At 66.1% G+C, this 22666-nt stretch carries 18 protein-coding genes and 1 tRNA gene; 10 read left to right on the plus strand and 9 right to left on the minus strand.

The genetic code is table 11. From position 1 onward, the window contains the following. Positions 1–3 precede the first annotated feature (3 nt). The 4 genes from DIE08_RS02795 to DIE08_RS02810 form a co-directional block, all read right to left on the minus strand. Positions 4–80 (minus strand) — tRNA-Met (locus DIE08_RS02795). Positions 81–206: 126 nt separating this feature from the next. Further along, on the minus strand, positions 207–1865 hold the full coding sequence (locus DIE08_RS02800) for an MFS transporter (RefSeq protein ID WP_124621380.1): 1659 nt from the start codon (positions 1863–1865) through the stop codon (positions 207–209). Positions 1866–2087: 222 nt separating this feature from the next. Beyond that, the gene (locus DIE08_RS02805; protein ID WP_124621382.1) at positions 2088–3641 is read right to left on the minus strand and encodes a sensor histidine kinase; all 1554 of its coding nucleotides are present in this window, start codon (positions 3639–3641) and stop codon (positions 2088–2090) included. Positions 3642–3658: 17 nt separating this feature from the next. After that, positions 3659–4387 (minus strand): response regulator transcription factor, encoded by a 729-nt coding sequence (locus tag DIE08_RS02810; protein ID WP_059607556.1) that lies wholly within the window; start codon positions 4385–4387, stop codon positions 3659–3661. Positions 4388–4577: 190 nt separating this feature from the next. Between DIE08_RS02810 and recA the strand changes: the two genes are divergently transcribed. The 9 genes from recA (at position 4578) to DIE08_RS02860 (ending at position 13719) form a co-directional block, all read left to right on the plus strand. Then, a complete protein-coding gene (recA, locus tag DIE08_RS02815) occupies positions 4578–5651 on the plus strand; it encodes a recombinase RecA (RefSeq protein ID WP_059607555.1) in 1074 nt (357 codons plus the stop codon). Continuing rightward, positions 5651–6520: a recombination regulator RecX gene (recX, locus tag DIE08_RS02820; protein ID WP_059607553.1), complete on the plus strand. Its 870-nt coding sequence runs from the start codon at positions 5651–5653 to the stop codon at positions 6518–6520. Before recA ends, recX begins: the two co-directional genes overlap by 1 nt. Before the next feature lie 146 nt (positions 6521–6666). Further along, positions 6667–7275 (plus strand): DUF2889 domain-containing protein, encoded by a 609-nt coding sequence (locus tag DIE08_RS02825; RefSeq protein WP_059528036.1) that lies wholly within the window; start codon positions 6667–6669, stop codon positions 7273–7275. A gap of 68 nt (positions 7276–7343) precedes the next feature. Continuing rightward, positions 7344–8510 (plus strand): ADP-forming succinate--CoA ligase subunit beta, encoded by a 1167-nt coding sequence (sucC, locus tag DIE08_RS02830; RefSeq protein WP_124900957.1) that lies wholly within the window; start codon positions 7344–7346, stop codon positions 8508–8510. Between the two features lie 64 nt (positions 8511–8574). Next, positions 8575–9456 carry a succinate--CoA ligase subunit alpha gene (gene sucD, locus DIE08_RS02835; protein ID WP_010090788.1) on the plus strand — a complete coding sequence of 294 codons (882 nt, stop codon included), beginning with the start codon at positions 8575–8577 and terminating at the stop codon, positions 9454–9456. Positions 9457–9614: 158 nt separating this feature from the next. After that, a complete protein-coding gene (locus tag DIE08_RS02840) occupies positions 9615–10316 on the plus strand; it encodes a TerC family protein (protein ID WP_124621384.1) in 702 nt (233 codons plus the stop codon). A 97-nt stretch (positions 10317–10413) separates the two neighbouring features. Beyond that, positions 10414–11010 (plus strand): pilin, encoded by a 597-nt coding sequence (locus DIE08_RS02845; protein WP_124621386.1) that lies wholly within the window; start codon positions 10414–10416, stop codon positions 11008–11010. Between the two features lie 156 nt (positions 11011–11166). Further along, positions 11167–12942, plus strand: a complete 1776-nt coding sequence (locus tag DIE08_RS02850) for a Wzy polymerase domain-containing protein (protein ID WP_124900958.1) — start codon at positions 11167–11169, stop codon at positions 12940–12942. A gap of 426 nt (positions 12943–13368) precedes the next feature. Further along, a complete protein-coding gene (locus tag DIE08_RS02860) occupies positions 13369–13719 on the plus strand; it encodes a TonB family protein (protein ID WP_124900959.1) in 351 nt (116 codons plus the stop codon). 124 nt (positions 13720–13843) lie between these two features. On the opposite strand, the gene DIE08_RS02865 is transcribed toward DIE08_RS02860, so the two are convergent. From DIE08_RS02865 to moaC, 5 genes are all read right to left on the minus strand, one after another. Further along, entirely contained in the window at positions 13844–15013 is a 1170-nt protein-coding gene (locus DIE08_RS02865; RefSeq protein WP_124901066.1) for a glycosyl hydrolase, read from the minus strand. 273 nt (positions 15014–15286) lie between these two features. After that, entirely contained in the window at positions 15287–16447 is a 1161-nt protein-coding gene (locus tag DIE08_RS02870; protein WP_124901067.1) for a glycosyl hydrolase, read from the minus strand. Positions 16448–16523: 76 nt separating this feature from the next. Further along, entirely contained in the window at positions 16524–17429 is a 906-nt protein-coding gene (locus DIE08_RS02875) for a hypothetical protein (protein ID WP_124900960.1), read from the minus strand. Beyond that, entirely contained in the window at positions 17422–20109 is a 2688-nt protein-coding gene (locus tag DIE08_RS02880; protein WP_124900961.1) for a type VI secretion system Vgr family protein, read from the minus strand. The genes DIE08_RS02875 and DIE08_RS02880 overlap by 8 nt, the downstream gene beginning before the upstream one ends. Positions 20110–20224: 115 nt before the next feature. After that, positions 20225–20713, minus strand: a complete 489-nt coding sequence (gene moaC, locus DIE08_RS02885; RefSeq protein ID WP_011657821.1) for a cyclic pyranopterin monophosphate synthase MoaC — start codon at positions 20711–20713, stop codon at positions 20225–20227. A 240-nt stretch (positions 20714–20953) separates the two neighbouring features. On the opposite strand from moaC, the gene DIE08_RS02890 reads away from it, so the two are divergent. Further along, entirely contained in the window at positions 20954–22648 is a 1695-nt protein-coding gene (locus DIE08_RS02890) for a M48 family metalloprotease (RefSeq protein ID WP_124900962.1), read from the plus strand. Positions 22649–22666: the final 18 nt, after the last annotated feature.

Here is a 22666-nt window from a genome sequence, read left to right on the forward strand (position 1 = left end):
ATTTGGTGGCGAATCAGGGACTCGAACCCCGGACCTGCGGATTATGATTCCGTCGCTCTAACCGACTGAGCTAATTCGCCGAAGACTTGAATTATGTAGATGTACCGCCGGGCTGTCAACACCTTTTTTCACTTTCCTGAAAAAAAGTGCCGGGGCCGGCGCCGGCCCCGGTTGCGGGCGGGGATGCCGCCCGCGCCCGACCTACCTCAATCCTGCGCGTAGATGTTCGAGTCCTTCGTCTCCTTGACGAACAGCAGGCCGATCACGAACGTGGCCAGCGCGATCACGATCGGATACCAGAGCCCCGAGTAGATGTCGCCCTTCGCCGCGACGATCGCGAACGCGGTCGCCGGCAGGAAGCCGCCGAACCAGCCGTTGCCGATGTGATAGGGCAGCGACATCGACGTGTAGCGGATCCGCGTCGGGAACATCTCGACCAGCATCGCGGCGATCGGGCCGTAGACCATCGTCACGTAGATCACGAGGATCGTCAGGATCACGATCGTCATCGGCCAGTTGAGCTGCGCCGGGTCGGCCTTCGCCGGGTAGCCGGCCGCCTTCAGCGTTGACGCGAGCGTCTTGTCGAACGCCGCGCCCTGCGCCTTCGCGTCGGCCGCCTTGCCGTCATACGCGGGGATCACCGTATCGCCGACCTTGATCTGCGCGGTCGCGCCAGCCGGCGCCGCGACGTTCTCGTAGTTCAGGCCGGCCTTCGCGAGCGCGCTCTTCACGATGTCGCACGAGCTCGTGAACTTCGACGTGCCCACCGGGTTGAACTGGAACGAGCAGGTGGCCGGATCGGCGAGGACCGTGATCGGCGCCTTCTGCGTCGCGAGTTCGAGCTGCGGGTTCGCGTAGTGCGTGAGCGCCTTGAACAGCGGGAAGTAGGTGAGCGCCGCGATCAGGCAGCCCGCGAGGATGATCGGCTTGCGGCCGATCTTGTCCGACAGCGAACCGAAGAACAGGAAGAACGGTGTGCCGATCAGGAGTGCGATCGCGATCAGGATGTTCGCGCTGGCACCGTCGACCTTCAGCGTCTGCGTGAGGAAGAACAGTGCATAGAACTGGCCCGTGTACCACACGACGGCCTGGCCGGCCGTCAGGCCGATGAGCGCGAGGATCACGATCTTCAGGTTCTTCCACTGGCCGAACGCTTCGGTCAGCGGCGCCTTCGACGTCTTGCCTTCCGCCTTGATGCGCAGGAACACCGGCGATTCGTTCAGCTGCATCCGGATCCACACCGACACCGCGAGCAGCAGGATCGACGCGACGAACGGCACGCGCCAGCCCCAGCTGCCGAACGCTTCCTCGCCGATGAACGTGCGCACGCCGAGGATCACGAGCAGCGACAGGAACAGGCCGAGGGTCGCGGTCGTCTGGATCCACGCGGTATAGAAGCCCCGACGGTTCGCCGGCGCATGCTCGGCGACGTAGGTCGCTGCGCCGCCGTACTCGCCGCCGAGCGCGAGGCCCTGCAGCAGCCGCATCGCGATGAAGATCACGGGCGCCGCGATGCCGATCGATGTGTAGCCGGGCAGGAAGCCGACCACGAAGGTCGAGATGCCCATGATCACGATCGTCACGAGGAACGTGTGCTTGCGGCCGACGAGGTCGCCGAGCCGGCCGAACACGATCGCGCCGAACGGACGCACGGCGAAGCCCGCCGCGAAGCCGAGCAGCGTGAAGATGAATGCGGCGGTCGGATTGACCCCGGAGAAGAAGCTCTTGCTGATGTAGGCCGCGAGTGATCCGGCCAGGTAAAAGTCGTACCACTCGAACACGGTGCCGAGCGACGACGCGAAGATCACCTTCTTCTCTTCGCCCGTCATCGGCGAGTGCGAAATTTGCTCGCCTAACGTTGCCATGAATCGTCTCCAAGTCCCTTGATATAGATATGCGGCCGCCTTGGGTGGGCGGGCCTGTCGACGATTATTGGCACGGAAACTTACGGCGCACTGACTCGCGGGCACAAATCGACTGCGCGTTAACCCGCGCCGAATCGGTCGTTTCGCGTTCCGATCGTGTCGCGATCGGGTGGTAAAGCGCCGGTTTCGATGCGATCGCGGCGCGGTACGGACTCGCGCGTATCAGGATTGGTCCGGCGCGGTGTCCGACAGCGGCAGGCTGATGCGCACGAGCGTGCCCGCGAGGCGAGGTGCGCTTTGGTAGACGTGATCGTCGAGCGTCAGCGTGCCGCCGTGCTGGGCGGCGATCTCGCGCACGATCGCAAGTCCGAGCCCGCTGCCGTCGCCTTCGCGGCCGAGGATCCGGTAGAAGCGTTCGACCACGCGGTCGCGTTCCGCGGCCGGGATGCCGGGCCCGGTGTCCTCGACTTCGAGATGCACGCGCCGCGCCGCACGCTCGGCCCGCACGCGCACGGTGATGCGGCCGCCTTCGGGCGTGTAGCGGATTGCGTTGTCGACCAGGTTGCCGAGCATCTCGCGCAGCATCACGGGATTGCCGTCGACCTCGAGCGGTGCGTCGTCCTCCGGACCTTCGTAGCCGAGGTCCATGCGCTTCGCGAGCGCGGCCTGCACCCAGTCGCGCACCGTGCGGCGTGCCAGCGCGGCGATCTCGACCGGCTCGAACGTCAGCCCGCTCGCGCGGTTCTCGGCGCGCGCGAGCGCGAGCAGTTGCGTGACGAGTCGCCCGGCCTGCTCGGAGCTCGTCGCGATCTGTTCGAGCGAACGCTGCACGTCGGGCGGCACGGGGTGGCGCAACGCGAACTCGGCCTGGGTGCGCAGCCCCGCGAGCGGCGTCTTCATCTGGTGCGCGGCATCGGCGATGAAGCGCTTCTGCAGCGCCATGCTCTGTTCGAGACGCGCGAGCAGGTCGTTGAACGACGTGACGAGCGGCTCGATCTCGGGCGGCGCGCGCTGCGCCTCGACGGGCGACAGGTCGTCGGGCCGCCGTGCACGGATGTGCGCCTGCAGCGCGTTGAGCGGCGCGAGCCCTCGCGACAGCCCGAACCAGACGAGCAGGATCGCGAGCGGCAGGATCACGAACTGCGGCAGGATCACGCCCTTGATGATGTCGTTCGCGAGCGCGTTGCGCTTGTCGAGCGTCTCGCCGACCTGCACGAGCACGGGCTGTGCGCTGTTCGACTCGGGCAGCGCGACGGTCGTATACGCGACGCGCACGTCGTTGCCGCGCAGCAGGTCGTCGCGAAATACGACGACGCCCGGCGGCGGGCGGTCCTCGTCGCGCGGCAGCGGCATGTCGGCCTCGCCCGCGACCAGCTCGCCGCGCGTGCCGAGCACCTGGAAGTAAACGCTGTCGACGTTGTCCGCGCGCAGGAAGTCGCGCGTCTGCTGCGGCAGCGTCAGCTCGGCGACGCCGTTGACCGGATGGATCTGCCGCGCGAGCACGTACGCGTTGGTCTCGAGCGCGCGGTCGAACGGGCCGTTCGCGATCGTCTTCGCGACGAGATAGGTGACGGCGATGCTCATCGGCCACAGCAGCAGGAGCGGCGCGAGCATCCAGTCGAGGATTTCGCCGAACAGCGAGCGCGGACGCGCGGCCTCGGACGTGTCGGTTTCGTCGGGCGGCGCGAACGGGTTCTCGTAGCGCGCGTCGCGCGCGACGTCGGCGGCGGACGGTTGATCGCCGGTCGGATGGCGGGAATGGGCCGGCGTGGCCATCGCGGCGACGGCCTGGGTCAGCGCAGCGGCGTGCCGGCCGCCGCGGACTGGGGCGCGGCCGAGTCGGCCGGCGCCGCGGGCGCGACTTTCTCGAGGCAGTAGCCGAGGCCGCGCACGGTGGAAATCCGCACACCGCTCGGCTCGATCTTCTTGCGCAGCCGGTGCACGTACACTTCGATCGCGTTGTTGCTGACTTCCTCGCCCCATTCGCACAGATGGTCGACGAGCTGCTCCTTCGACACGAGCCGGCCGATGCGCTGCAGCAGCACTTCGAGCAGCCCGAGCTCGCGCGCGGACAGATCGAGCACGCGGTCGTTCGCATAGGCGATGCGGCCGACCTGGTCGAACGCGAGCGAGCCGTGGCGCACGACGGTCGGACCGCCGCCCGCGCCGCGCCGGGTCAGCGCGCGCACGCGCGCCTCGAGCTCGTTGAGCGCGAACGGCTTGGCCATGTAGTCGTCCGCGCCGAGGTCGAGCCCCTTCACGCGCTCGTCGACGCTGTCGGCGGCGGTCAGGATCAGCACGGGGAGATTGGAATTGCGCGCGCGCAGGCGCTTGAGCACGTCGAGCCCGGACATCTTGGGCAGCCCGAGATCGAGGATCAGCAGGTCGAAGGACTGCATCGACAGCGCGGTATCGGCCTCGACGCCGCTCTTCACGTGGTCGACGGCATAGCCCGATTGGCGGAGTGACCGGGTGAGGCCGTCCGCGAGTATGCTGTCGTCTTCGGCGATGAGAATTCGCATGTTGCTGACCGATGGCCGGCGGGGCGTTCGCGCCGGCGCGGCTGTCTCCGAAGTTATCCGTGTACAACGCAGCCTGCATTGCGGGCTTGCATAAAACACTGTTTTTTTATACAGTGTCTGCATTCGTGGGCAGCGCTTGAAAGCGGGCGCGCCTCTGACAGACGCTGCTCATCATAGCAAAGGACGATTCATGGAAGATAGCAAGAAGGGCTCCGGGATGACCGCCGAGAAGAGCAAGGCGCTGGCGGCCGCGCTCGCGCAGATCGAGAAGCAGTTCGGCAAGGGGTCGATCATGCGGATGGGCGACGGCGAAGCGGCCGAAGACATCCAGGTCGTCTCCACGGGCTCGCTGGGTCTCGATATCGCGCTCGGCGTCGGCGGCCTGCCGCGCGGCCGGGTGGTCGAGATCTACGGTCCGGAATCGTCCGGTAAAACCACGCTCACGCTGCAGGTCATCGCCGAACTGCAGAAGCTGGGCGGCACGGCAGCCTTCATCGACGCCGAGCACGCGCTCGACGTTCAATATGCAGCGAAGCTCGGCGTGAACGTGCCGGAGCTGCTGATCTCGCAGCCGGACACCGGCGAGCAGGCGCTTGAAATCACCGACGCGCTGGTACGCTCGGGCTCGATCGACATGATCGTCATCGACTCGGTCGCGGCGCTCGTGCCGAAGGCCGAAATCGAAGGCGAGATGGGCGATTCGCTGCCGGGCCTGCAGGCTCGCCTGATGTCGCAGGCACTGCGCAAGCTGACGGGCACGATCAAGCGCACGAACTGCCTCGTGATCTTCATCAACCAGATCCGGATGAAGATCGGCGTGATGTTCGGCAACCCGGAAACCACGACGGGCGGCAACGCGCTCAAGTTCTATTCGTCGGTGCGTCTGGATATCCGCCGGATCGGTTCGATCAAGAAGAACGACGAGGTGATCGGCAACGAAACCCGCGTGAAGGTCGTCAAGAACAAGGTGTCGCCGCCGTTCCGCGAAGCGATCTTCGACATCCTGTACGGCGAAGGCATTTCGCGTCAGGGCGAGATCATCGATCTCGGCGTGCAGGCGAAGATCGTCGACAAGGCGGGTGCCTGGTACAGCTACAACGGCGAGAAGATCGGCCAGGGCAAGGACAACGCGCGTGAATTCCTGCGCGAGAATCCGGAAATCGCGCGCGAGATCGAAAACCGCATTCGCGAATCGCTCGGCGTTGCCGCCATGCCCGATGGTGCAAGGGTCGACGAAGCCGAGGCGATGGACGAAGAAGAGTGATGGTCGGGCGCCGAGGTCAGGCTGGCGAACCGGAACCGAGCGACGCGTCCGACACGGCGGGTCGCTCCGGCCGGCAAGCCGAATCCTCGGGGGCCAACCGGCGGAGCGCGGGCAGTCATGCCGCGAGCCGCACCGCGACGAGGGCATCCGAGGATGCCCTCGTTTCGTTTGAGATGACCGTGCCGGTCGATCCGTTCGACGACGACGAATCGTTCGACGCGCACGACCGGTCGCGCCGTCGCGTGTCCGGTGTCAACTTTCCGGGCGAGCGCGCGGCTGATGTGTCTGCGTCGGTCAAGGAAGATGTGTATACGCGCAGCAGCCAGCATCCGCGTCGCACGCGCCGTGCGTCCAGCGGTTCAGCCGACGCTGCTTCCGGCGACGAATCCGGTGCCACCGAGCGCAAGTCGTCGAAACCGCCGCGTTCGCTGAAGGGCCGCGCGCTCGGCTATTTGTCCCGGCGCGAGTACAGCCGGGCCGAACTCGCGCGCAAGCTCGCGCCGTACGTCGGTGAGGACGAATCCGTCGAGCCGGTGCTCGATGCACTGGAAAAGGAAGGCTGGCTGTCCGACGCACGCTTTGCCGAGAGCCTCGTGCATCGCCGCGCATCGCGCGTCGGCGTCGCGCGCATCGTCAGCGAACTGAAGCGTCATGCGGTTGGCGACAGTCTCGTCGAGGAAGTGAACGCGCAATTGCGCGAGACCGAGTGGGCACGCGCGCAGGCCGTCTGGCGCAAGAAATTCGGTGCACTGCCGCAAACGCCCGCCGAGCGCGCGAAGCAGGCGCGCTTCCTTGCCGCGCGCGGCTTCTCGAGCTCGACCATCGTGAAGTTGCTGAAGGTCGGCGACGATTTCTCGATCGACGACTGACCGGTCCGGTCGCGCGCGCTGCGCGCGATTTTGCTGCAATGCAACCGTTTCCGGACAGGCGGGAATACCCGCCGTCGCGGCCGGATGCCTCAAATACCCAATATGCTAAAATCCACGGGTTTTCCTCTTCGGCCTCAACCTCCAGCATGCCGCTATCCGAGCCCGTGCCCCGTCAGTTGCGACATCGACGCGCAATCCGAGCGGAAGCCTACGAGCGCGGCGACGGCTTGTGGGACATCGAAGCCTGCCTGACCGACCACAAGCCGCGCGATGTCGCGCTTGCGTCGGGCATCCGGCCCCAAGGCCTGCCGATCCACGAACTCTGGCTGCGCGTGACTATCGATCGTGACCTCAACGTCGTCGACGCCGAAGCGTCTTCGGAGTGGGTTCCCTATCCCGGTCACTGTCAATCCGCCCCTCCCGCCTATCGGGCCCTCATCGGGCTCAATCTCTTCCGCAATTTCCGCCGCAACGCGAACCGGCTGCTCGCCGGCGTCGCAGGCTGTTCCCATCTCACCGAACTGTGTGCCGTGCTGCCGACGGCAGCGATCCAGGCGTTCGCCGGTGACGTGTGGAACGTGCGCGAGGAGGGAGGCGAAGGACCGGACCATGACGGCGAGCACGCCGAACCGCCTTTCCAGCTCGGTCGCTGCCGGGCATTGCGGTTCGACGGCGAGGTCGTGCGGCAGTACTACCCGCGCTGGTATGGCACGAACCGGCCGGACTTGCCCGGTGAGGGCAGCACGAAGGAATGAACGGAAATCATTCGAAGAAGCGTCTTAAGCGACATTTCATCCAACTCTCAGACTGAAGGGAATCACGCATGAAGATTCACGAGTACCAGGGTAAGGAAATCCTGCGGAAATTCGGAGTCGCGGTACCGCGCGGCAAGCCGGCGTTCTCGGTTGAAGAGGCCGTCAAGGTGGCAGAAGAGCTGGGCGGCCCGGTGTGGGTCGTGAAGGCTCAGATTCACGCGGGTGGCCGTGGCAAGGGCGGTGGCGTGAAGGTGGCGAAGTCGATCGAGCAGGTTCGCGAATACGCGAACCAGATCCTCGGCATGCAGCTCGTCACGCACCAGACCGGTCCGGAAGGCCAGAAGGTCAACCGTCTGATGATCGAAGAAGGCGCCGACATCAAGCAGGAACTGTACGTCAGCCTCGTCGTTGATCGCGTGTCGCAAAAGATCGTTCTGATGGGTTCGAGCGAAGGCGGCATGGACATCGAAGAAGTTGCCGAAAAGCACCCGGAACTGATCCACAAGGTCATCGTCGAGCCGTCGACGGGCCTGCTCGACACGCAGGCCGACGACCTCGCCGCGAAGATCGGCGTGCCGGCTGCTTCGATTCCGCAAGCGCGCGCCATCCTGCAAGGCCTGTACAAGGCATTCTGGGAAACCGACGCGTCGCTGGCTGAAATCAACCCGCTGAACGTCTCGGGCGACGGCAAGGTCATCGCACTCGACGCGAAGTTCAACTTCGACTCGAACGCGCTGTTCCGCCACCCGGAAATCGTCGCGTACCGCGATCTGGACGAAGAAGATCCGGCTGAAATCGAAGCGTCGAAGTTCGATCTCGCGTACATCTCGCTCGACGGCAACATCGGCTGTCTCGTGAACGGCGCGGGCCTCGCGATGGCGACTATGGACACCATCAAGCTGTTCGGCGGCGAACCGGCGAACTTCCTGGACGTCGGCGGTGGTGCGACGACCGAGAAGGTCACGGAAGCGTTCAAGCTGATGCTGAAGAACCCGGACCTGAAGGCGATTCTCGTGAACATCTTCGGCGGCATCATGCGCTGCGACGTGATCGCGGAAGGCGTGATCGCCGGTTCGAAGGCCGTGAACCTGAACGTGCCGCTCGTCGTGCGCATGAAGGGCACGAACGAGGACCTCGGCAAGAAGATGCTGGCCGATTCGGGCCTGCCGATCATCTCGGCGGACAGCATGGAAGAGGCTGCGCAGAAGGTCGTCGCGGCTGCCGAAGGCAAGTAACGCTATCGAATACGCATGGCGGCGCGGCAGATACGCGACGCCAATCGAACAGAGGTCAAAATACATGTCGATTCTGATCAACAAGGACACGAAGGTCATCACGCAGGGCATTACCGGCAAAACCGGTCAGTTCCATACGCGCGCCTGCCGTGAATATGCAAACGGCCGCGAAGCATTCGTCGCGGGCGTGAACCCGAAGAAGGCCGGCGAAGACTTCGAAGGCATTCCGATCTACGCGAGCGTCAAGGAAGCGAAGGCAGAAACCGGCGCGACCGTGTCGGTCATCTACGTTCCGCCGGCAGGCGCAGCCGCTGCGATCTGGGAAGCGGTCGAAGCCGACCTCGATCTCGCGATCTGCATCACGGAAGGCATTCCCGTCCGTGACATGATCGAAGTGAAGGACCGCATGCGTCGTGAAGGCCGCAAGACGCTGCTGCTCGGGCCGAACTGCCCGGGCACGATCACGCCGGACGAGCTGAAGATCGGCATCATGCCGGGTCACATCCACCGCAAGGGCCGCATCGGCGTCGTGTCGCGTTCGGGCACGCTGACGTATGAAGCCGTTGCACAGCTGACGGCGCTGGGCCTCGGCCAGTCGTCGGCAGTCGGCATCGGCGGCGACCCGATCAACGGTCTGAAGCACATCGACGTCATGAAGATGTTCAACGACGATCCGGATACGGACGCGGTCGTGATGATCGGTGAGATCGGCGGTCCGGACGAAGCCAACGCCGCTCAGTGGATCAAGGACAACATGAAGAAGCCGGTCGTCGGCTTCATCGCTGGCGTCACGGCGCCTCCGGGCAAGCGCATGGGCCACGCCGGCGCGCTGATCTCGGGCGGTGCGGATACGGCCGAAGCGAAGCTGGAAATCATGGAAGCGTGCGGCATCACCGTCACGCGCAACCCGTCGGAAATGGGCCGCCTGCTCAAGAAGGCGCTGTAATTTCCGCGTGGTTCGTCCTGCAAAAAACGCCGGCCTTGCCGGCGTTTTTTGTTATGCTCTCGCAATGAATTTGTAAGCCCCCGGCATGCGCGATGCATGTCCCGGCGTTCACCCGGCACGTCTGTCCGACAGCCGTTACCCCGCACCCGATACCGCTCATGCTTGAATTCCTGACCTCGCTCCACTGGGGCGCGGTGTTTCAGATCGTCATCATCGACATCCTCCTCGGCGGCGACAACGCGGTCGTGATCGCGCTCGCGTGCCGCAACCTGCCGGCCAACCAGCGGCTGCGCGGCGTCGTGTGGGGCACGGCCGGCGCGATCCTGCTGCGGGTCGCGCTGATCGCGTTCGCGGTCGTGCTGCTCGACGTCCCGTTCCTGAAGTTCGGCGGCGGCCTGCTGCTGTTGTGGATCGGCGTCAAGCTGATGGCGCCCGACGCCGACGCGCACGACAACGTGAAGCCGGCCGACCGGCTGTGGGACGCGGTGAAGACGATCGTGATCGCCGACGCCGTGATGAGCCTCGACAACGTGATCGCGATCGCCGGCGCGGCCGAGCAGGCCGATCCGTCGCACCGGCTGGCGCTGGTGATCTTCGGGCTCGTCGTCAGCGTGCCGATCATCGTGTGGGGCAGCACGCTGGTGCTCAAGCTGCTCGATCGGTTCCCGATCGTCGTGGCGCTCGGCGCCGGGCTGCTGGGCTGGATCGCCGGCGGGCTGATGGTGCACGACCCGGTCGGCGACCGCTGGCCGGTGCTCGATACGCCGGCGGCGATCTACGGCGCGAGCATCGCCGGCGCGCTGTTCGTCGTCGCCACCGGTTACGCGCTCCGGCGACGCCGCAGCGCCACGCACGCGTGACATTGGCCGTCCGGCCGACTGCCGGGGCCGCGGCCCGCTGGCTACGATCGAAACGCCTGCCTGATTCGGCAGGCGTTTTTCGTTTCCGGAGCCAGTCATGTTCGAAGCCTTTTCCGTTTCCCTGTTCCGTCGCATCGCCGCCGATCTGCGGCGCGCGAGCCGGCCGTTGCCGCGCTGCCGGCCCGCCGGCTTCACGCTGATCGAGCTGATGATCGTGCTCGCGATCGTCGGCGTGATCGCGGCCTATGCGATTCCCGCGTACCAGGATTACCTCGCGCGGTCGCGTGTCGGCGAGGGGCTCGCGCTTGCTTCGTCCGCGCGGCTCGCAGTGGCCGACAACGCGGCGAGCGGCGCGGGCTTCGACGGCGGCTACAGCCCGCCGGCCGCTACCCGCAACGTCGAATCCGTCGCCATCGACGGCGACACCGGCCAGATCACGGTGGCGTTCACCGCCCGCGTCGCCGCGGCCGGCGCGAATACGCTCGTCCTGGTGCCGTCCGCCCCGGACAAGGCCGACACGCCAACCGCGCGCGTGCCGCTGAAAAAGGGCGCGATGCAGGCGGGTGCGATCGCGTGGGAATGCTTTGCCGCCGGCAAGTCTGCGTCGTCGCTTCCGGCGCCGGGCGCGGGCCCGTTGCCGGCGGAGGCCGCGACTTTGCCCGCGCAATATGCGCCCGCGGAGTGCCGCGCGTAGTGTCGGGGGCATGCCGGCAAGTCCGTGGCCGCGTGCGCGGCGCGGCGCCCGCGGGCCGGCTGCGCCCGCCCCGGCGCGTGGGCGATGGCACGACGGGCCCGCACAGAGGGGGGAAAGTTTTGTATAGTGCGCCGGTTGCTGACATCCGGTTCGCTCATGCCTTCTACTTTTTCCCGTTCGTTGCCGCTCGTTGCGCTGGCTGTCGCCCTGATCGTGCCGTACTCGATCACGAATCACACGTATCCGATCCCGACCTTCTATTCAGAGTTTGCCGCGCTGGTGCTGTATCTGCTGGTGGGGCTCTCCGTCGTGCTGCTCGCACGCACGGGCCGCCCGGCCGAGCCGTTCGCCGCGCCGGCCGCGTTCGTCGCGCCGCTCGGGTTCGCGGCGGTGCTGATCGCGCAGGTCGCGCTCATGCCGCTCAAGGTGCCGTCGATGAACTGGCTGGCGGTCGGCTACCTGGCCGCCGCGCTGGTCGCGATGCAGGCCGGCTACACGCTCGCGCGCGAGGGGCTCGCCGAAGCCGCCGCGCAAATGATGTCCGGCGCGCTGCTGCTCGGCGGGATGCTCGCGGTCGCGAGCCAGGTCGTGCAGTTGTTCCATCTCGAATCCGCGGTGTCGCCGTTCGTCGTGGTCTACAACATCGCGGTCGATCGCCGTCCGTACGGCAACATGGCACAGGCGAACCACCTGGCGACCTACATCGCGTTCGCGCTCGCGGGCGCGCTGTATCTGGTGCAGACGCGCCGGCTGGCGGTATGGGCCTGGCTCGCGCTGTCGATCGTGCTGTCGGCCGGGCTCGCGCTGACGGTGTCGCGCGGCCCGTGGCTGCAGGTTGCGGTGCTGGTCGTCGCGGGCTTCTGGATGGCGTGGCTCGAGTCGCGCCGCGCGCCGGGCAACCGCCGCGCATGGGTGATGCCGGTCGCGCTCGCGGTGGCCTTCGTCGCGGTGAACGTTGCGGTGCGCTGGGCCAACGTGCATTTCCATCTGGGGCTCGCCGAGTCGGCGGCCGACCGGATGCGCGACGCGGGGCAGATCGCGCCGCGCCTCGCGCTCTGGAAGTACGGGCTCGCGATGTTCCGCGAGCATCCGGTGCTCGGCGTTGGCTGGGGCGAGTTCCCGTCGCACCAGTTCGCGCTCGTGCGCACGCTCGGCGGTGTCGAGATCGCGAACAACTCGCACGACATCTTCATCGACCTGCTCGCGAAGTCCGGCCTCGTCGGCCTCGGCGTGCTCGTCGTCGCGCTCGTGACGTGGTTCGTGCGCGCGGTGCGCGCGCCGCAGTCGAGCTCGCGCGTGTTCGGCCTCGCGCTGATCGGCATCCTGTTGATGCATGCGCTCGTCGAATATCCGCAGCAGTACATGTTCTTCCTGCTGCCGGCGATGTTCGTGATCGGCCTGCTTGAGGTGAAGCCGTTGCGCATCCTGCCGGGGCGCGCGGCGTTCGGGCTGTTCGCGGTGCTGTCGTTCGGCGGCGTGCTGGCGGCGGTGCCTGTGCTGCGCGACTACCAGCGCGCGGAAGTGCTGTATTACGGCAGCGATCCGGCCGCACAGTACCGCGATGCGCCGTCGCTGTTGTTCGGCGCGTGGGGCGATTACGGGGCGGCCACGCTGCTGGCAATTTCGCCGGACAACCTGCCGCTCAAGCTCGTCGCGCATGAGCGCGCGATCGCGCTGCTGCCCGGCGAGACGGTGCTGCGCCGCTATGCGGTGCTGCAGGCGCTGGCCGGTCGCGAAGCCGACGCCCTCGATACAGTCGCGCGCCTGCATGTGTTTGCGAAGGAGTTGAAGGACTGGCCGCAGCAGCTCGCGTCGTTGTACAAGCTGTGCGACCAGCAGCCGGAGCTGAAAGCGTTCAAGGCGGCCGTCGTCGCGAAGTACGGGGAAGTCCCGGCCGAAGCGGACGACGACTCGGACGACGATTCCGAGTGATGCCGCGCCGCGCCGGGCGGGGAATCCCGGTGCTGGTCGGATCGCGGTGAGGCAGGCAAGCGGCGGCGGCCCGGGACGGTGCGGCGATTGCTTCCCGCAGAGAATGGATGCGCACCGAATCCGGCGCGATTCGCGTCAACCATTGTCAAATCACCGCCACGCGCGAGGCGGCGCGTGCACAATGCGCGAAAGCGTTCGCATGCAAGGTCGCCCGGTGTGGGCCGCCGGCGCGAACGCAGCCCCCGGGTCTCCGGGAACCAGCCACGCAGGATCGCGACCTGGCAGCCCCCCGTCGCGCGGCCGTAACGGGGCGCCGGTCCGATGGCCGCGGCGCGGGGGCAATGCCTGCGATCCGGCCGGACGATATCGGCCGGCGTGCGGCGCTCGGCGCTCCTCCAGAACAGTGTTCAAGAACGATATTCGACCATGGCTATTCGCTCGACCTACCTGATCCTGCCCGCCGTCGCCATGCTGTTTTCCGGCTGCGCGATGATGTCGTCCTCGCAGGACAGCAAGCTGACGTGCCACATTCCGCGTGCCGTCTACCCCGATACCGCGAAACCGCTCACGCGTCCCGTCACCGTGCTCGTGCGCGCGCTGATGACGACGTCGGGCGAAGCGCAGAACGTCACCGTGACGACGAGCAGCCGCAATGCGGCGGCAGACCGCGCGGCCGTCGACGCAATGACGCACGCGACCTGCGCGCAGACCGGCGCCACCGCGAATCCGTTCCTGCTCACGCAACCGTTCGTGTTCGAGCCGCGACGCGGCGAGTGACGCGAGGCATCGTGGCCGGTGATGCGGCCGAGGCCGTCGTGCGCGGGACAGGTCGCTGCGGTCACGCGATCGTCACGATCGCGAACCGCAGCGAGAGCCGGCCACCGAGGCGTCCGGCGCGCCGTCAGAAGGTCCGTTTCTTCAGCGTATAGGCATGCAGCCAGTACAGCGTGTTGGTCTGCGCGTCGAAGTAGCCGCCCTGTGCGGTCTTGTCGGTCGATTTATTCCACGATTTGCCGGCGTCGGTGCTGCTGAACGTCAGGTCGATCGGTGCGCCGCCGCCGGTGCCGCCGCTTCCGGAGTTCGGATCGGTTGCATAGACGAGCAGGAGGCCGTTGCGACCGATGCTCATGCTGTCGAGTGTGAGCTTCTCGTCGAACGTGCGCAGTTGCTGCACGGCCTCGGGATGGTCGTTCGTCCACGTGAAAATGGCGCCCGTCCGGCGGCCGTTGTCGCGACCCTCGCCGTTTTGCGGCTTGTCGAGATGCGTCAGCGCGTACAGCGAATAACGTGATCCCGATTCCGGCGTGGTGTCGAGCGCAGTGACGACCTGACCTGGCAGCACGGTATCTGTCACGAATGCGTGCTGCCCCCAGTCGAGCCGGTCGACCACGCTGTGAGCGGGTGCTTCGGCAGTCTGTGCGACATGGTAGGCGATCCGCAGAACACCGTCCGGGCCGAGGCTGATTGCATTGAAATCCTGGCGCGTCTCGCTGCCGACGTGTGCATCGGCCGGCACGTCGATCGCTTGCCACGTGTTTCCGCCGTCGGAAGTTCGCCATACGCGGGGCCCCCAGCCGGCTGCGTAGCCGCGCTGCGGATCGAGAAAGAGCAGGCGGCCGATGTTCTGGCTTTCGGGCCATTGAAGTTGCGACCATGTCTGGCCGCCATTACTCGATTTCCACAGCTTGGTGGTTTGCGGCGCGTCGCCACCTTGCGCTTCGGGAGCCTTGTAGTTCATCCATGACGTGCTGATGAACTGAACGGTCCAGTCTGGCGAGTACCACCAGGCGGCATTCTGGCCGACCTGTTGGAATTGGCGCTTCATCCCGCCGTCGATGGTGCCGCGGAAGAAGCCGATCGTCATGCGGTTCAGCAACTCGCCGGTGTCGTTCATCCATGCTTCGGTCGGCTCGGGCCGCTGCGGCTCGTTCGATTCGGGCTGGGGCTTGAACGTTACGACGGGATTGGCGAGCTTGACGCTCATCACGTCATTGCCCTTGATGCGGAAGCTGCCGCCGCCGTATGGCGTGTCGTCCCGCATGAAGTGTGTCGAAATCGTCTCCCGATCCATCGTGGCGCGGATATAACTCAATGTCGCCACGACCAGGACGGCGAGGCTCACGACGAATCCTATCCGGCGAGTGTGTTTTTGCATGTCATTGGATGCGCGGTCACCCCGAGACATGACCGACCCGGCAGGACCGGTATCCGACGGTTCTGGCAGGCGTCGCGTCGCGATTGTGCGGTCGGGCCCCGCATTGCCCGGCCATTTCGGATCGGCCGCAGGCCGCGGAGCCGACGCCCGAATCGCGACGGGGGCCCCGCGGTAATCGCATCGGAACCGTCAGAACTGCCGCTTCTTGAGCGTATAGGCAACCAGCGAATACAGCGTGTTCGTCTGGGCGTTGAAATATCCGCCCTGAGTCGTCTTCTCTCTGCTCGAGTTCCAGGTCTTTCCCCCGTCGCTGCTGACGAACGTGAGATCGAGCGGTGTGCCGTTGCGGCTGGCGTCGGTTGCGTAGACGAGAAGCAACCCGTCCCGGCCGACGCTCAGGCTATCGAGCGTCAGCGTGTCGTCAAACGAATGCAATTGCCGCACCTGCTCGGGTGCGCCGTTCGTCCAGGTCGAAATGGCGCCGACGCGTTTTCCCTTGTCGGCGGGATTATCGAAATTGCGCGGTTCGCCGAGGCGCGACAGCGCGTAAAGCGCATAGTGATCCGACGCGGTCGGTGACGAGGACAGGCTGACGATCACTTGTTCGGGCAACACGGCGTCCAGGGCGAACCCGGATTGTTCCCAGCCGAGCCGATAGACGACGCTTCCGGCGGAAGCATGCTCGGATTTCTCGACGTGGTATGCCACGCGCAAGGTACCGTCCGGGCCCATGTCGATGCCGTCAAAGGTGCGGTGGGGTTTGCCGGCGTCGGCGGCACCCGGCGGCAGTTCGATTTCCCGCCACGACTGACCGCCGTCGGACGTGCGCCACACGTGCGGGCCCCAACCGATCGCATAGCCGCGCTGCGGATCCAGAAAGAGCAGGCGACCGATGTTCCGGTCTTCGGGCCACGCGAGCTGCACCCAGTCGCGTCCGCCGTTGGACGACTTCCAGAGCTTGGTCACTTGCGGCGTCAGCCCGTCGGCAGGCTGAGGCGACTTGTAGTCCATCCAGCCGGTGCTGATGAATTCGACCGTCCAGTCCTTGGCGTGCCACCAGGCGGCGGTCTGGCCCACCTGCTTGAAATGGCGCGTCATGTCTCCGTTCACCGGGCCGCGCCAGAATTCGACCGACGTCCGGTTCAGCGTTTCGCGACTGTCGTTCATCCACGCTTCGGCCGGCTCGGCTTTTTCCTTGTCCTTCCATTCGGCATATGGCTTGAACGTGATTTCAGGATCGCTGATCTTCAGCGTGATCGCCTCGTTTCCCGATATCACGAAGTCGCCTCCGCCGTAAGGCTTGCTGTTCTTCATGAAAGTGTTGGAAACGACCTGCCAGTCATTCGACATATACGAGAACCCGACAATCAAAACAATGAGCACGACTGCCGCAGCCAGCGACAGCTTCAGGAATTTTTTCGTCATTTCATTTCGGCATCAGTTTTTCGAGTGCCTGTGCAACAGGGTCGATGACATGTTCGTTGACGGCATCACCGGCCTTTTTCGCATATTCCACGGTATTGTCGACGTACTGTTTGCCCACGCCGACACCGCTGTCGAATGCCTGGGAGAATGTCCTGAGATCCCCCCATTCCTGGGCGTTGGGTTGCTTCAGGATGTAATACATATCGACAGGCCCGAGCCCGGCCAGACCGCCGTCGAGATAGGCGAGAGGGTGGGTCTTGAACGCGTACGTCTTGAAGGTGTCGTCATCCAGTTCGAGCGCGTACTGCGGCACGTTCATCACGCAGCTGCCGCTGTTCGGCTTCTTGCCCCTGATCGAAATGGTGTCGCCGCGCATGTTCTGCTGCAAACCCTGTTCCAGATAATGCTGCAGGAACCAGCGTGCGCTCGCAAGCCACGCTTTGCCCTTGTCGCTCAATTCCGGCAGCAGGTATTTGCCGTAATTCGAGCAGTAGTAGTAACCGTAGCTGACGTAATATCCCGGCGGCTTATGCCCGCACCCGATATGACGCATCATGAAATTGCCGTGGCGGGACCAGTCGGAATCGGTGCTTTCCGCTTGTATCAGGTTTTCCCGCCGATGCAGCAGTTCACGGGCAACTTTCGTGTCTTTCCACGGATCCCATGACGTCGCGAATTTCTTGACGGTCGTCCAGATACTCGACGTGCTGACTTTTTCGACCGTTTCCCAGTACTCGCCGTGCAGCGGCCGGTAGTAGTACGGGCACGTTCCGATAATGGAATCCGCCGCCGGCGTCACATGCTTGTCGCAGATGTTGATCTCCACCTTCGGCCGATCCTTGTACCCTGTCGGCGTCAGCATCCCCGCGCCGATGCCGAGCACCTTGTCCTGTTGTCCGTCAGCCATTCGATTTCCCTAGAAACTTGACGACGACGTCGTGCGGCACGTGGCTCTGCGTGAGCCCCGTCTCACCTGCCGCATTGGTGACGCCTTCCGAGAGCAGCTTGCCGTTCGAGAACATCTGGTATCGCGTGTTCGCTACCGGAATGTCGGTGCCGGCCCAGTGCGCGATGAACGCCTGATCGTAGTTGCCGGTCGAGTTCGGCAGGGTCGGTATCGTCTGCGACAGGTGCGTGGGGCCGCTGAACGCGTGCTGCGCCCCCTTGATGTCGATCTTGCCGGGTGCGTGCACTTCGATGTTGCCGTTCGCGATGCGGATGTACGCGCCGCCGGAGGTCAGCAGGATTTCCTTCGCCGCGGCGCCTTCGATCGACTCGGTTACCGCCATCAGCTTCAGCGCCTTCTGGGCCGTCAGCTCGATGTTGTCCGCGTGCGCCTGCACTTCGACCTTGCCCTTGCCGGCGAATAGCTTGATCCCGGAGTTCTGCGCGAACAGGCTGATCCGGTCGAGGACGCTCGCGATCAGCGACTTTCCGGCGGCCACGTGCGTGCTTTGCCCGCTGACGAGGTTGACGTGCTGGTCCGCGGCAAGCTGCACGGACTGTTGCGTGGACATCCCGATACCGGCCGGGCTGCCGAACAGCATCACCGGCTCCTTGAACGCGTTGGCCGTGCCGGTTCCGCCGCCCGCGGTCCTGCCGCCCGACGTGCCGCCGCTCACGCTGTTCTGCGTCGCGTCGGTGAACTGCTTCAGCGCCGAGTGGCCGTGGTCGAGCGGTTCGGCCTGATGCTGCGCGCCGACCTCCGACATGGCCTCCATCAGGCCTTCTGCACGGACGAGCTGCTGTTGCGTTTCCTGAACGTCGAGCGGCTGGCTCGCCGGCTGCTTCGGGTGCGTCGTGACGTACAGCCCGCGGCTCGCGCGTACGGCGCCGTACGCGTCCGAGCGCAGGTCGAAGCCGCTGCCGAGATAGCTGCCGCGGTTGTTGCCCGCATGGTCGATCAGGTAACCGAGATGCAAGTGCGCGTTGGTCTGGCTGCTGTAGAGGTGCACGCGGTTCTGCGAGGTCGCGTCGTCGAGCACGAGCTGGTTGTAGCCGGCGCCCGCATATTCCTTGGACCGGTATCCGGACAGGATCCCGTTGCTGTGCCACTGCGGGCTCGTCGCGCCGTTGTACAGCTTGCCGACGATGATCGGGCGATCGCAGTCGCCGCCGAGGAAATCGACCAGCACCTCCTCGCCGCTGCGGTGCGGGTGAACGGCCCCATAACCCTTGCCCGAATCCGACGCGGTGGCACGCAGCCAGCACGACGCCTTTTCGTCGCCGTCGTTCAGGCGGTCCCAATGGAAGCGAACCTTGACCCGGTTGAGCGCGTCGGTGTGGATTTCCTCGCCTTTCGGTGCGACGACGATCGCCGATTGCAGGTGCATCGGCGGCTTCGCGTGCTCGAACGGGCTGCGGAACGGTACGGTCGTGCGCTGGGCTTCGACGCGGATCTGAAAGAAGCCTTCGCTGCCGTCGGGATGACGCACGCGCGACTGGGCCGTATCGGTTGCCTGCACGATGCTGCCGACCTCGGCGCGCAGGCTGTGCGGGAAAACCGCCTGTTCGTCGGCAACGGGCAGATTGTTGACGATGACCCACGCCGTCTCGATCACGGTGAATTCGCGCTGCCCGGCATCGTCCTTGTCGTGTTCGGGGTGATCCGCCAGCTCGAAGGTCCGCCCGGCATCCATGCGCCGCACGCCGCCGACGCCATGAAAGCGTTTCGCGCGCGACTCCTGTTCCTCCATCCATATCTTCGACAGATGGTCACCACGGGACTGTTCGAGGTACGTGTACGCACCGGTGTATTCGTAGACCTCGAGCTGCGGCGGCAGGTCACCCTGATTGGCGATCGTCGGCGTATGGGTCGCCTTCGGATTCGCCGCGCTCGGCGGCTGCTTGTAGTCGAACGTGCGTGTGGCGCGGGCGACACTTCGCAGCGTGCGCGTGCCGGAGAACTGGACGAACGTGTCGGCCTCGTCACCCGTGCCCGCATGATGAAAGCGCACCGTTCGCGGCGACAGCGCGGGCAACGCGTCGACGCGGTCGACGACGACGAGCCGGTGCGACTTGCCGTCCTGGTCCTGTTCCCAGAAGCCATACAGGCCTTCCGATTCCATCAGGCGATGCACGAAATTCCAGTCATCCTCGTACTGCATGCAGAACGAGCGGAGCGGCAGCGGCTGGTGGAGCTTGAAGGTGAAGCGACCCTTGGCCTGCGGATGCTGGTTCAGCACGTCGGCAATGATGTCGTCCGCGGACTGGTCCTGCCAGATTCGCTGGTCGCGGCGGAACTTGAGAAAGTGCAGGAACGAAGCGAAGGCGATCTGGTAGTGCGTGACGCCGCTGTCCGAGCCGAGCCGGCGGGCGCAATGCACGTAGCCGTGGTGAGGCGCATAAGACTGATCGGCCTGCAGGATCCACAGCGTCACCGGCTGCGCGATCAGCTTCTTGAGCTCGAGGTTATCGGACACCGACACGGTATCGGCCGTGAACTCGAAGTGACGTCCGAGCCGCGATCGGCCGATGACGCGATGCGGCAGCAGCACGTCGGGGCCCAGCGGCGTATCCAGTTTGACAAGGCGCTCGTGCTGAACCGGTCCGGCCAGCAATGCGCTTCTTAACATTTGCGAATTCATCACCCGTGCTCGCTTTTTTTGTGCTGGGTCGCACGCTCTCCCGTGCGGAATCCGGTAATTGTATGAGATAAACGGGCGATATCCCGAATTTACCGGCCGACAGAGTGCCGACCGGTCAGCCGGCGGTGTCCTCCGCCTTCCAGTCCCCCGACTTCCCGCCACGCTTCTCCCTCACGCTCACCTCGGTGATCACCATCCCCCGGTCGACCGCCTTGCACATGTCGTACACGGTCAGCAGCCCGACCTGCACGGCGGTCAGCGCTTCCATCTCGACACCGGTGCGCCCGAACGTCTCGACCTGCGCGACGCAGTGCACGCCCGGCAGCGCGTCGTCGAGTTCGAAGTCGACGGCCACGCGCGTCAGCGCGAGCGGATGACACAGCGGAATGAGGTCGGCGGTGCGCTTGGCACCCTGGATCGCGGCGATGCGCGCGACGCCGAGCACGTCGCCTTTCTTCGCCTTGCCGTCGCGGATCAGCGCGAACGTCGCCGGCAGCATCCGGATCGTGCCGCGCGCGATCGCGATGCGTTGCGTTTCCTGCTTGCCGCCGACGTCGACCATGTGCGCGTGGCCGGCGGCGTCGAAATGGGTAAGTCCTGACATGTCCTGCTCCGATCTCTTGTGTCGCGGCCGGTCGATCCACCGCGTCGGGCACCGTGCCGCAACCATCTGCAACGTTTCAACGGGCGCCTATCATAGCAGCGGCCTGCACGACGCCGGGCGTGCAGACGGCGCATCCGCCGCAGCGAACAGTCGCGATCCCGCCGGTACAATGACCAGGATCTTCAGACCAAACGCCGCGATGCGCGCCCGGCGCGCGGGACGCGTCGTCCTCATCCTGCCATGCGTGTCAAACAGTTGCTTGCCGTGTTGCTGTCGACGGCGCTCGTGCTGCCGCCGAGCGGCCATGCACAGCGCCTGTCCGCGCTGCCGCTCGAGCCGGCGGCCGGCGCTTCGCCGTCGATTTCCACGGTGCCTTCCGGCATCGCGACCGGCGTATTCGGCACCTACGGCGGCGCGGAAAGCCGGTTCTCCGGCGGCGACGGCGCGTCCGCGCCGGTCGCGAGCCTGCGTGCACCGCTGCGCGCGCTGGAACTGCCCGACCTCGGCGACGGCTCTGGCGGTTCGCTTACGCCGCAGGCCGAGCGCCGTCTCGGCGAGCGCGTGATGCGCGAGGTGCGGCGCGACCCGGACTACCTCGACGACTGGCTCGCGCGCGACTACCTGAACGCGATCGCGAAGCGGCTCGCGGCTGCCGCCGCGGCGCGCTACATCGGCGGCTACACGCCGGACTTCGAGCTGTTCCCGGTGCGCGATCCGCAGATCAACGCATTCTCGATGCCGGGCGGTTTCATCGGGATCAACAGCGGGCTGGTCGTCACGACGCAAACGGAATCCGAACTCGCATCGGTGGTCGGCCACGAGATGGGCCACGTGCTGCAGCGGCACATCGCGCGGATGATCGGCGCGAACGAGAAGACGGGCTACACCGCGCTCGCGACGATGCTGCTCGGGGTGCTGGCGGGCGTGCTCGCGCGCAGCGGCGATCTCGGCAGCGCGATCGCGATGGGCGGGCAGGCGTTTGCGGTCGACAACCAGCTGCGCTTCTCTCGCTCGGCCGAGCGCGAGGCCGATCGCGTCGGTTTCCAGCTGCTCGCGGGCGCCGGCTACGATCCGTACGGGATGCCGGGCTTCTTCGAGCGGCTCGAGCGCGCGTCGATGGGCGACGCGGGCGTGCCGGCCTATGCGCGCACGCACCCGCTGACGGGTGAACGGATCGCCGACATGGAGGATCGCGCGCGCCGCGCGCCGTACCGGCAGCCGCGCCAGTCGGCCGAATACGGCTTCGTGCGCGCGCGGCTGCGCATTCTGCAGAACCGTGCGCCGAACGACATCGCGGCCGAGGCGCGCCGGATGCAGCTCGAGATCGACGATCGCACGGCGCCGAACGTCGCGGCGAACGAGTACGGGATCGCGCTCGCGAACACGCTGCTCGGCCAGTACGACGCGGCCGACAAGGCGCTCGCGTCGGCCCGCGCCGCCTTCGACGCGCGCGAGCGGCGCGCGGACGATCCGCAGACGAGTTCGCCGAGCCTCGACGTGCTCGCCGCCGACCTCGCCCGCCGCGCGGGCCGGACCGACGACGCGGTGCGGCTCGCGGCGCTCGCGCAGCGGCGCTGGCCGGCGTCGCACGCGGCGATCGTCGCGCACCTGCAGGCGCTGATCGCCGCGCGCCGCTTCGCCGAAGCACAGACGCTCGCGCGCACGGAGGCGCAAACGGATCCCGAGCAGCCGGACTGGTGGGACTATCTCGCGAAGGCGAGCGACGGCCGGGGCGACGTGCTCGCGCGGCGCCGCGCGCTCGCGGAGAAGTTGGCGCTCGACGGCGCGTGGCCGTCGGCGATACGTCAGCTGAAGGAGGCGCGCGACGCGAAGGACGTGTCGTTCTACGACCAGTCGATCATCGGCGCGCGGCTGCTGGAATTCGAGGCGCGCTACAAGGAAGAGCGCGAGGAGGAGAAGAACGGCCGCGGATAACGGTCGTCAGGCGGGCAG

This window comes from Burkholderia sp. Bp9004 (assembly GCF_003858025.1).
Taxonomy (GTDB): domain Bacteria; phylum Pseudomonadota; class Gammaproteobacteria; order Burkholderiales; family Burkholderiaceae; genus Burkholderia; species Burkholderia diffusa.

Excerpts from the sequence above, each read along its gene's own strand:
- DIE08_RS02810 (WP_059607556.1), bottom strand. The coding sequence starts at position 4,387 with ATGCGAATTCTCATCGCCGAAGACGACAGCATACTCGCGGACGGCCTC.
- recX (WP_059607553.1), top strand. The coding sequence starts at position 5,651 with ATGGTCGGGCGCCGAGGTCAGGCTGGCGAACCGGAACCGAGCGACGCG.
- sucD (WP_010090788.1), top strand. The coding sequence starts at position 8,575 with ATGTCGATTCTGATCAACAAGGACACGAAGGTCATCACGCAGGGCATT.
- recA (WP_059607555.1), top strand. The coding sequence starts at position 4,578 with ATGGAAGATAGCAAGAAGGGCTCCGGGATGACCGCCGAGAAGAGCAAG.
- DIE08_RS02870 (WP_124901067.1), bottom strand. The coding sequence starts at position 16,447 with ATGTCGAATGACTGGCAGGTCGTTTCCAACACTTTCATGAAGAACAGC.
- DIE08_RS02875 (WP_124900960.1), bottom strand. The coding sequence starts at position 17,429 with ATGGCTGACGGACAACAGGACAAGGTGCTCGGCATCGGCGCGGGGATG.
- DIE08_RS02865 (WP_124901066.1), bottom strand. The coding sequence starts at position 15,013 with ATGGATCGGGAGACGATTTCGACACACTTCATGCGGGACGACACGCCA.
- DIE08_RS02850 (WP_124900958.1), top strand. The coding sequence starts at position 11,167 with ATGCCTTCTACTTTTTCCCGTTCGTTGCCGCTCGTTGCGCTGGCTGTC.
- sucC (WP_124900957.1), top strand. The coding sequence starts at position 7,344 with ATGAAGATTCACGAGTACCAGGGTAAGGAAATCCTGCGGAAATTCGGA.
- DIE08_RS02840 (WP_124621384.1), top strand. The coding sequence starts at position 9,615 with ATGCTTGAATTCCTGACCTCGCTCCACTGGGGCGCGGTGTTTCAGATC.
- DIE08_RS02890 (WP_124900962.1), top strand. The coding sequence starts at position 20,954 with ATGCGTGTCAAACAGTTGCTTGCCGTGTTGCTGTCGACGGCGCTCGTG.
- DIE08_RS02845 (WP_124621386.1), top strand. The coding sequence starts at position 10,414 with ATGTTCGAAGCCTTTTCCGTTTCCCTGTTCCGTCGCATCGCCGCCGAT.
- DIE08_RS02860 (WP_124900959.1), top strand. The coding sequence starts at position 13,369 with ATGGCTATTCGCTCGACCTACCTGATCCTGCCCGCCGTCGCCATGCTG.
- DIE08_RS02825 (WP_059528036.1), top strand. The coding sequence starts at position 6,667 with ATGCCGCTATCCGAGCCCGTGCCCCGTCAGTTGCGACATCGACGCGCA.
- DIE08_RS02880 (WP_124900961.1), bottom strand. The coding sequence starts at position 20,109 with ATGAATTCGCAAATGTTAAGAAGCGCATTGCTGGCCGGACCGGTTCAG.
- DIE08_RS02805 (WP_124621382.1), bottom strand. The coding sequence starts at position 3,641 with ATGGCCACGCCGGCCCATTCCCGCCATCCGACCGGCGATCAACCGTCC.
- DIE08_RS02800 (WP_124621380.1), bottom strand. The coding sequence starts at position 1,865 with ATGGCAACGTTAGGCGAGCAAATTTCGCACTCGCCGATGACGGGCGAA.
- moaC (WP_011657821.1), bottom strand. The coding sequence starts at position 20,713 with ATGTCAGGACTTACCCATTTCGACGCCGCCGGCCACGCGCACATGGTC.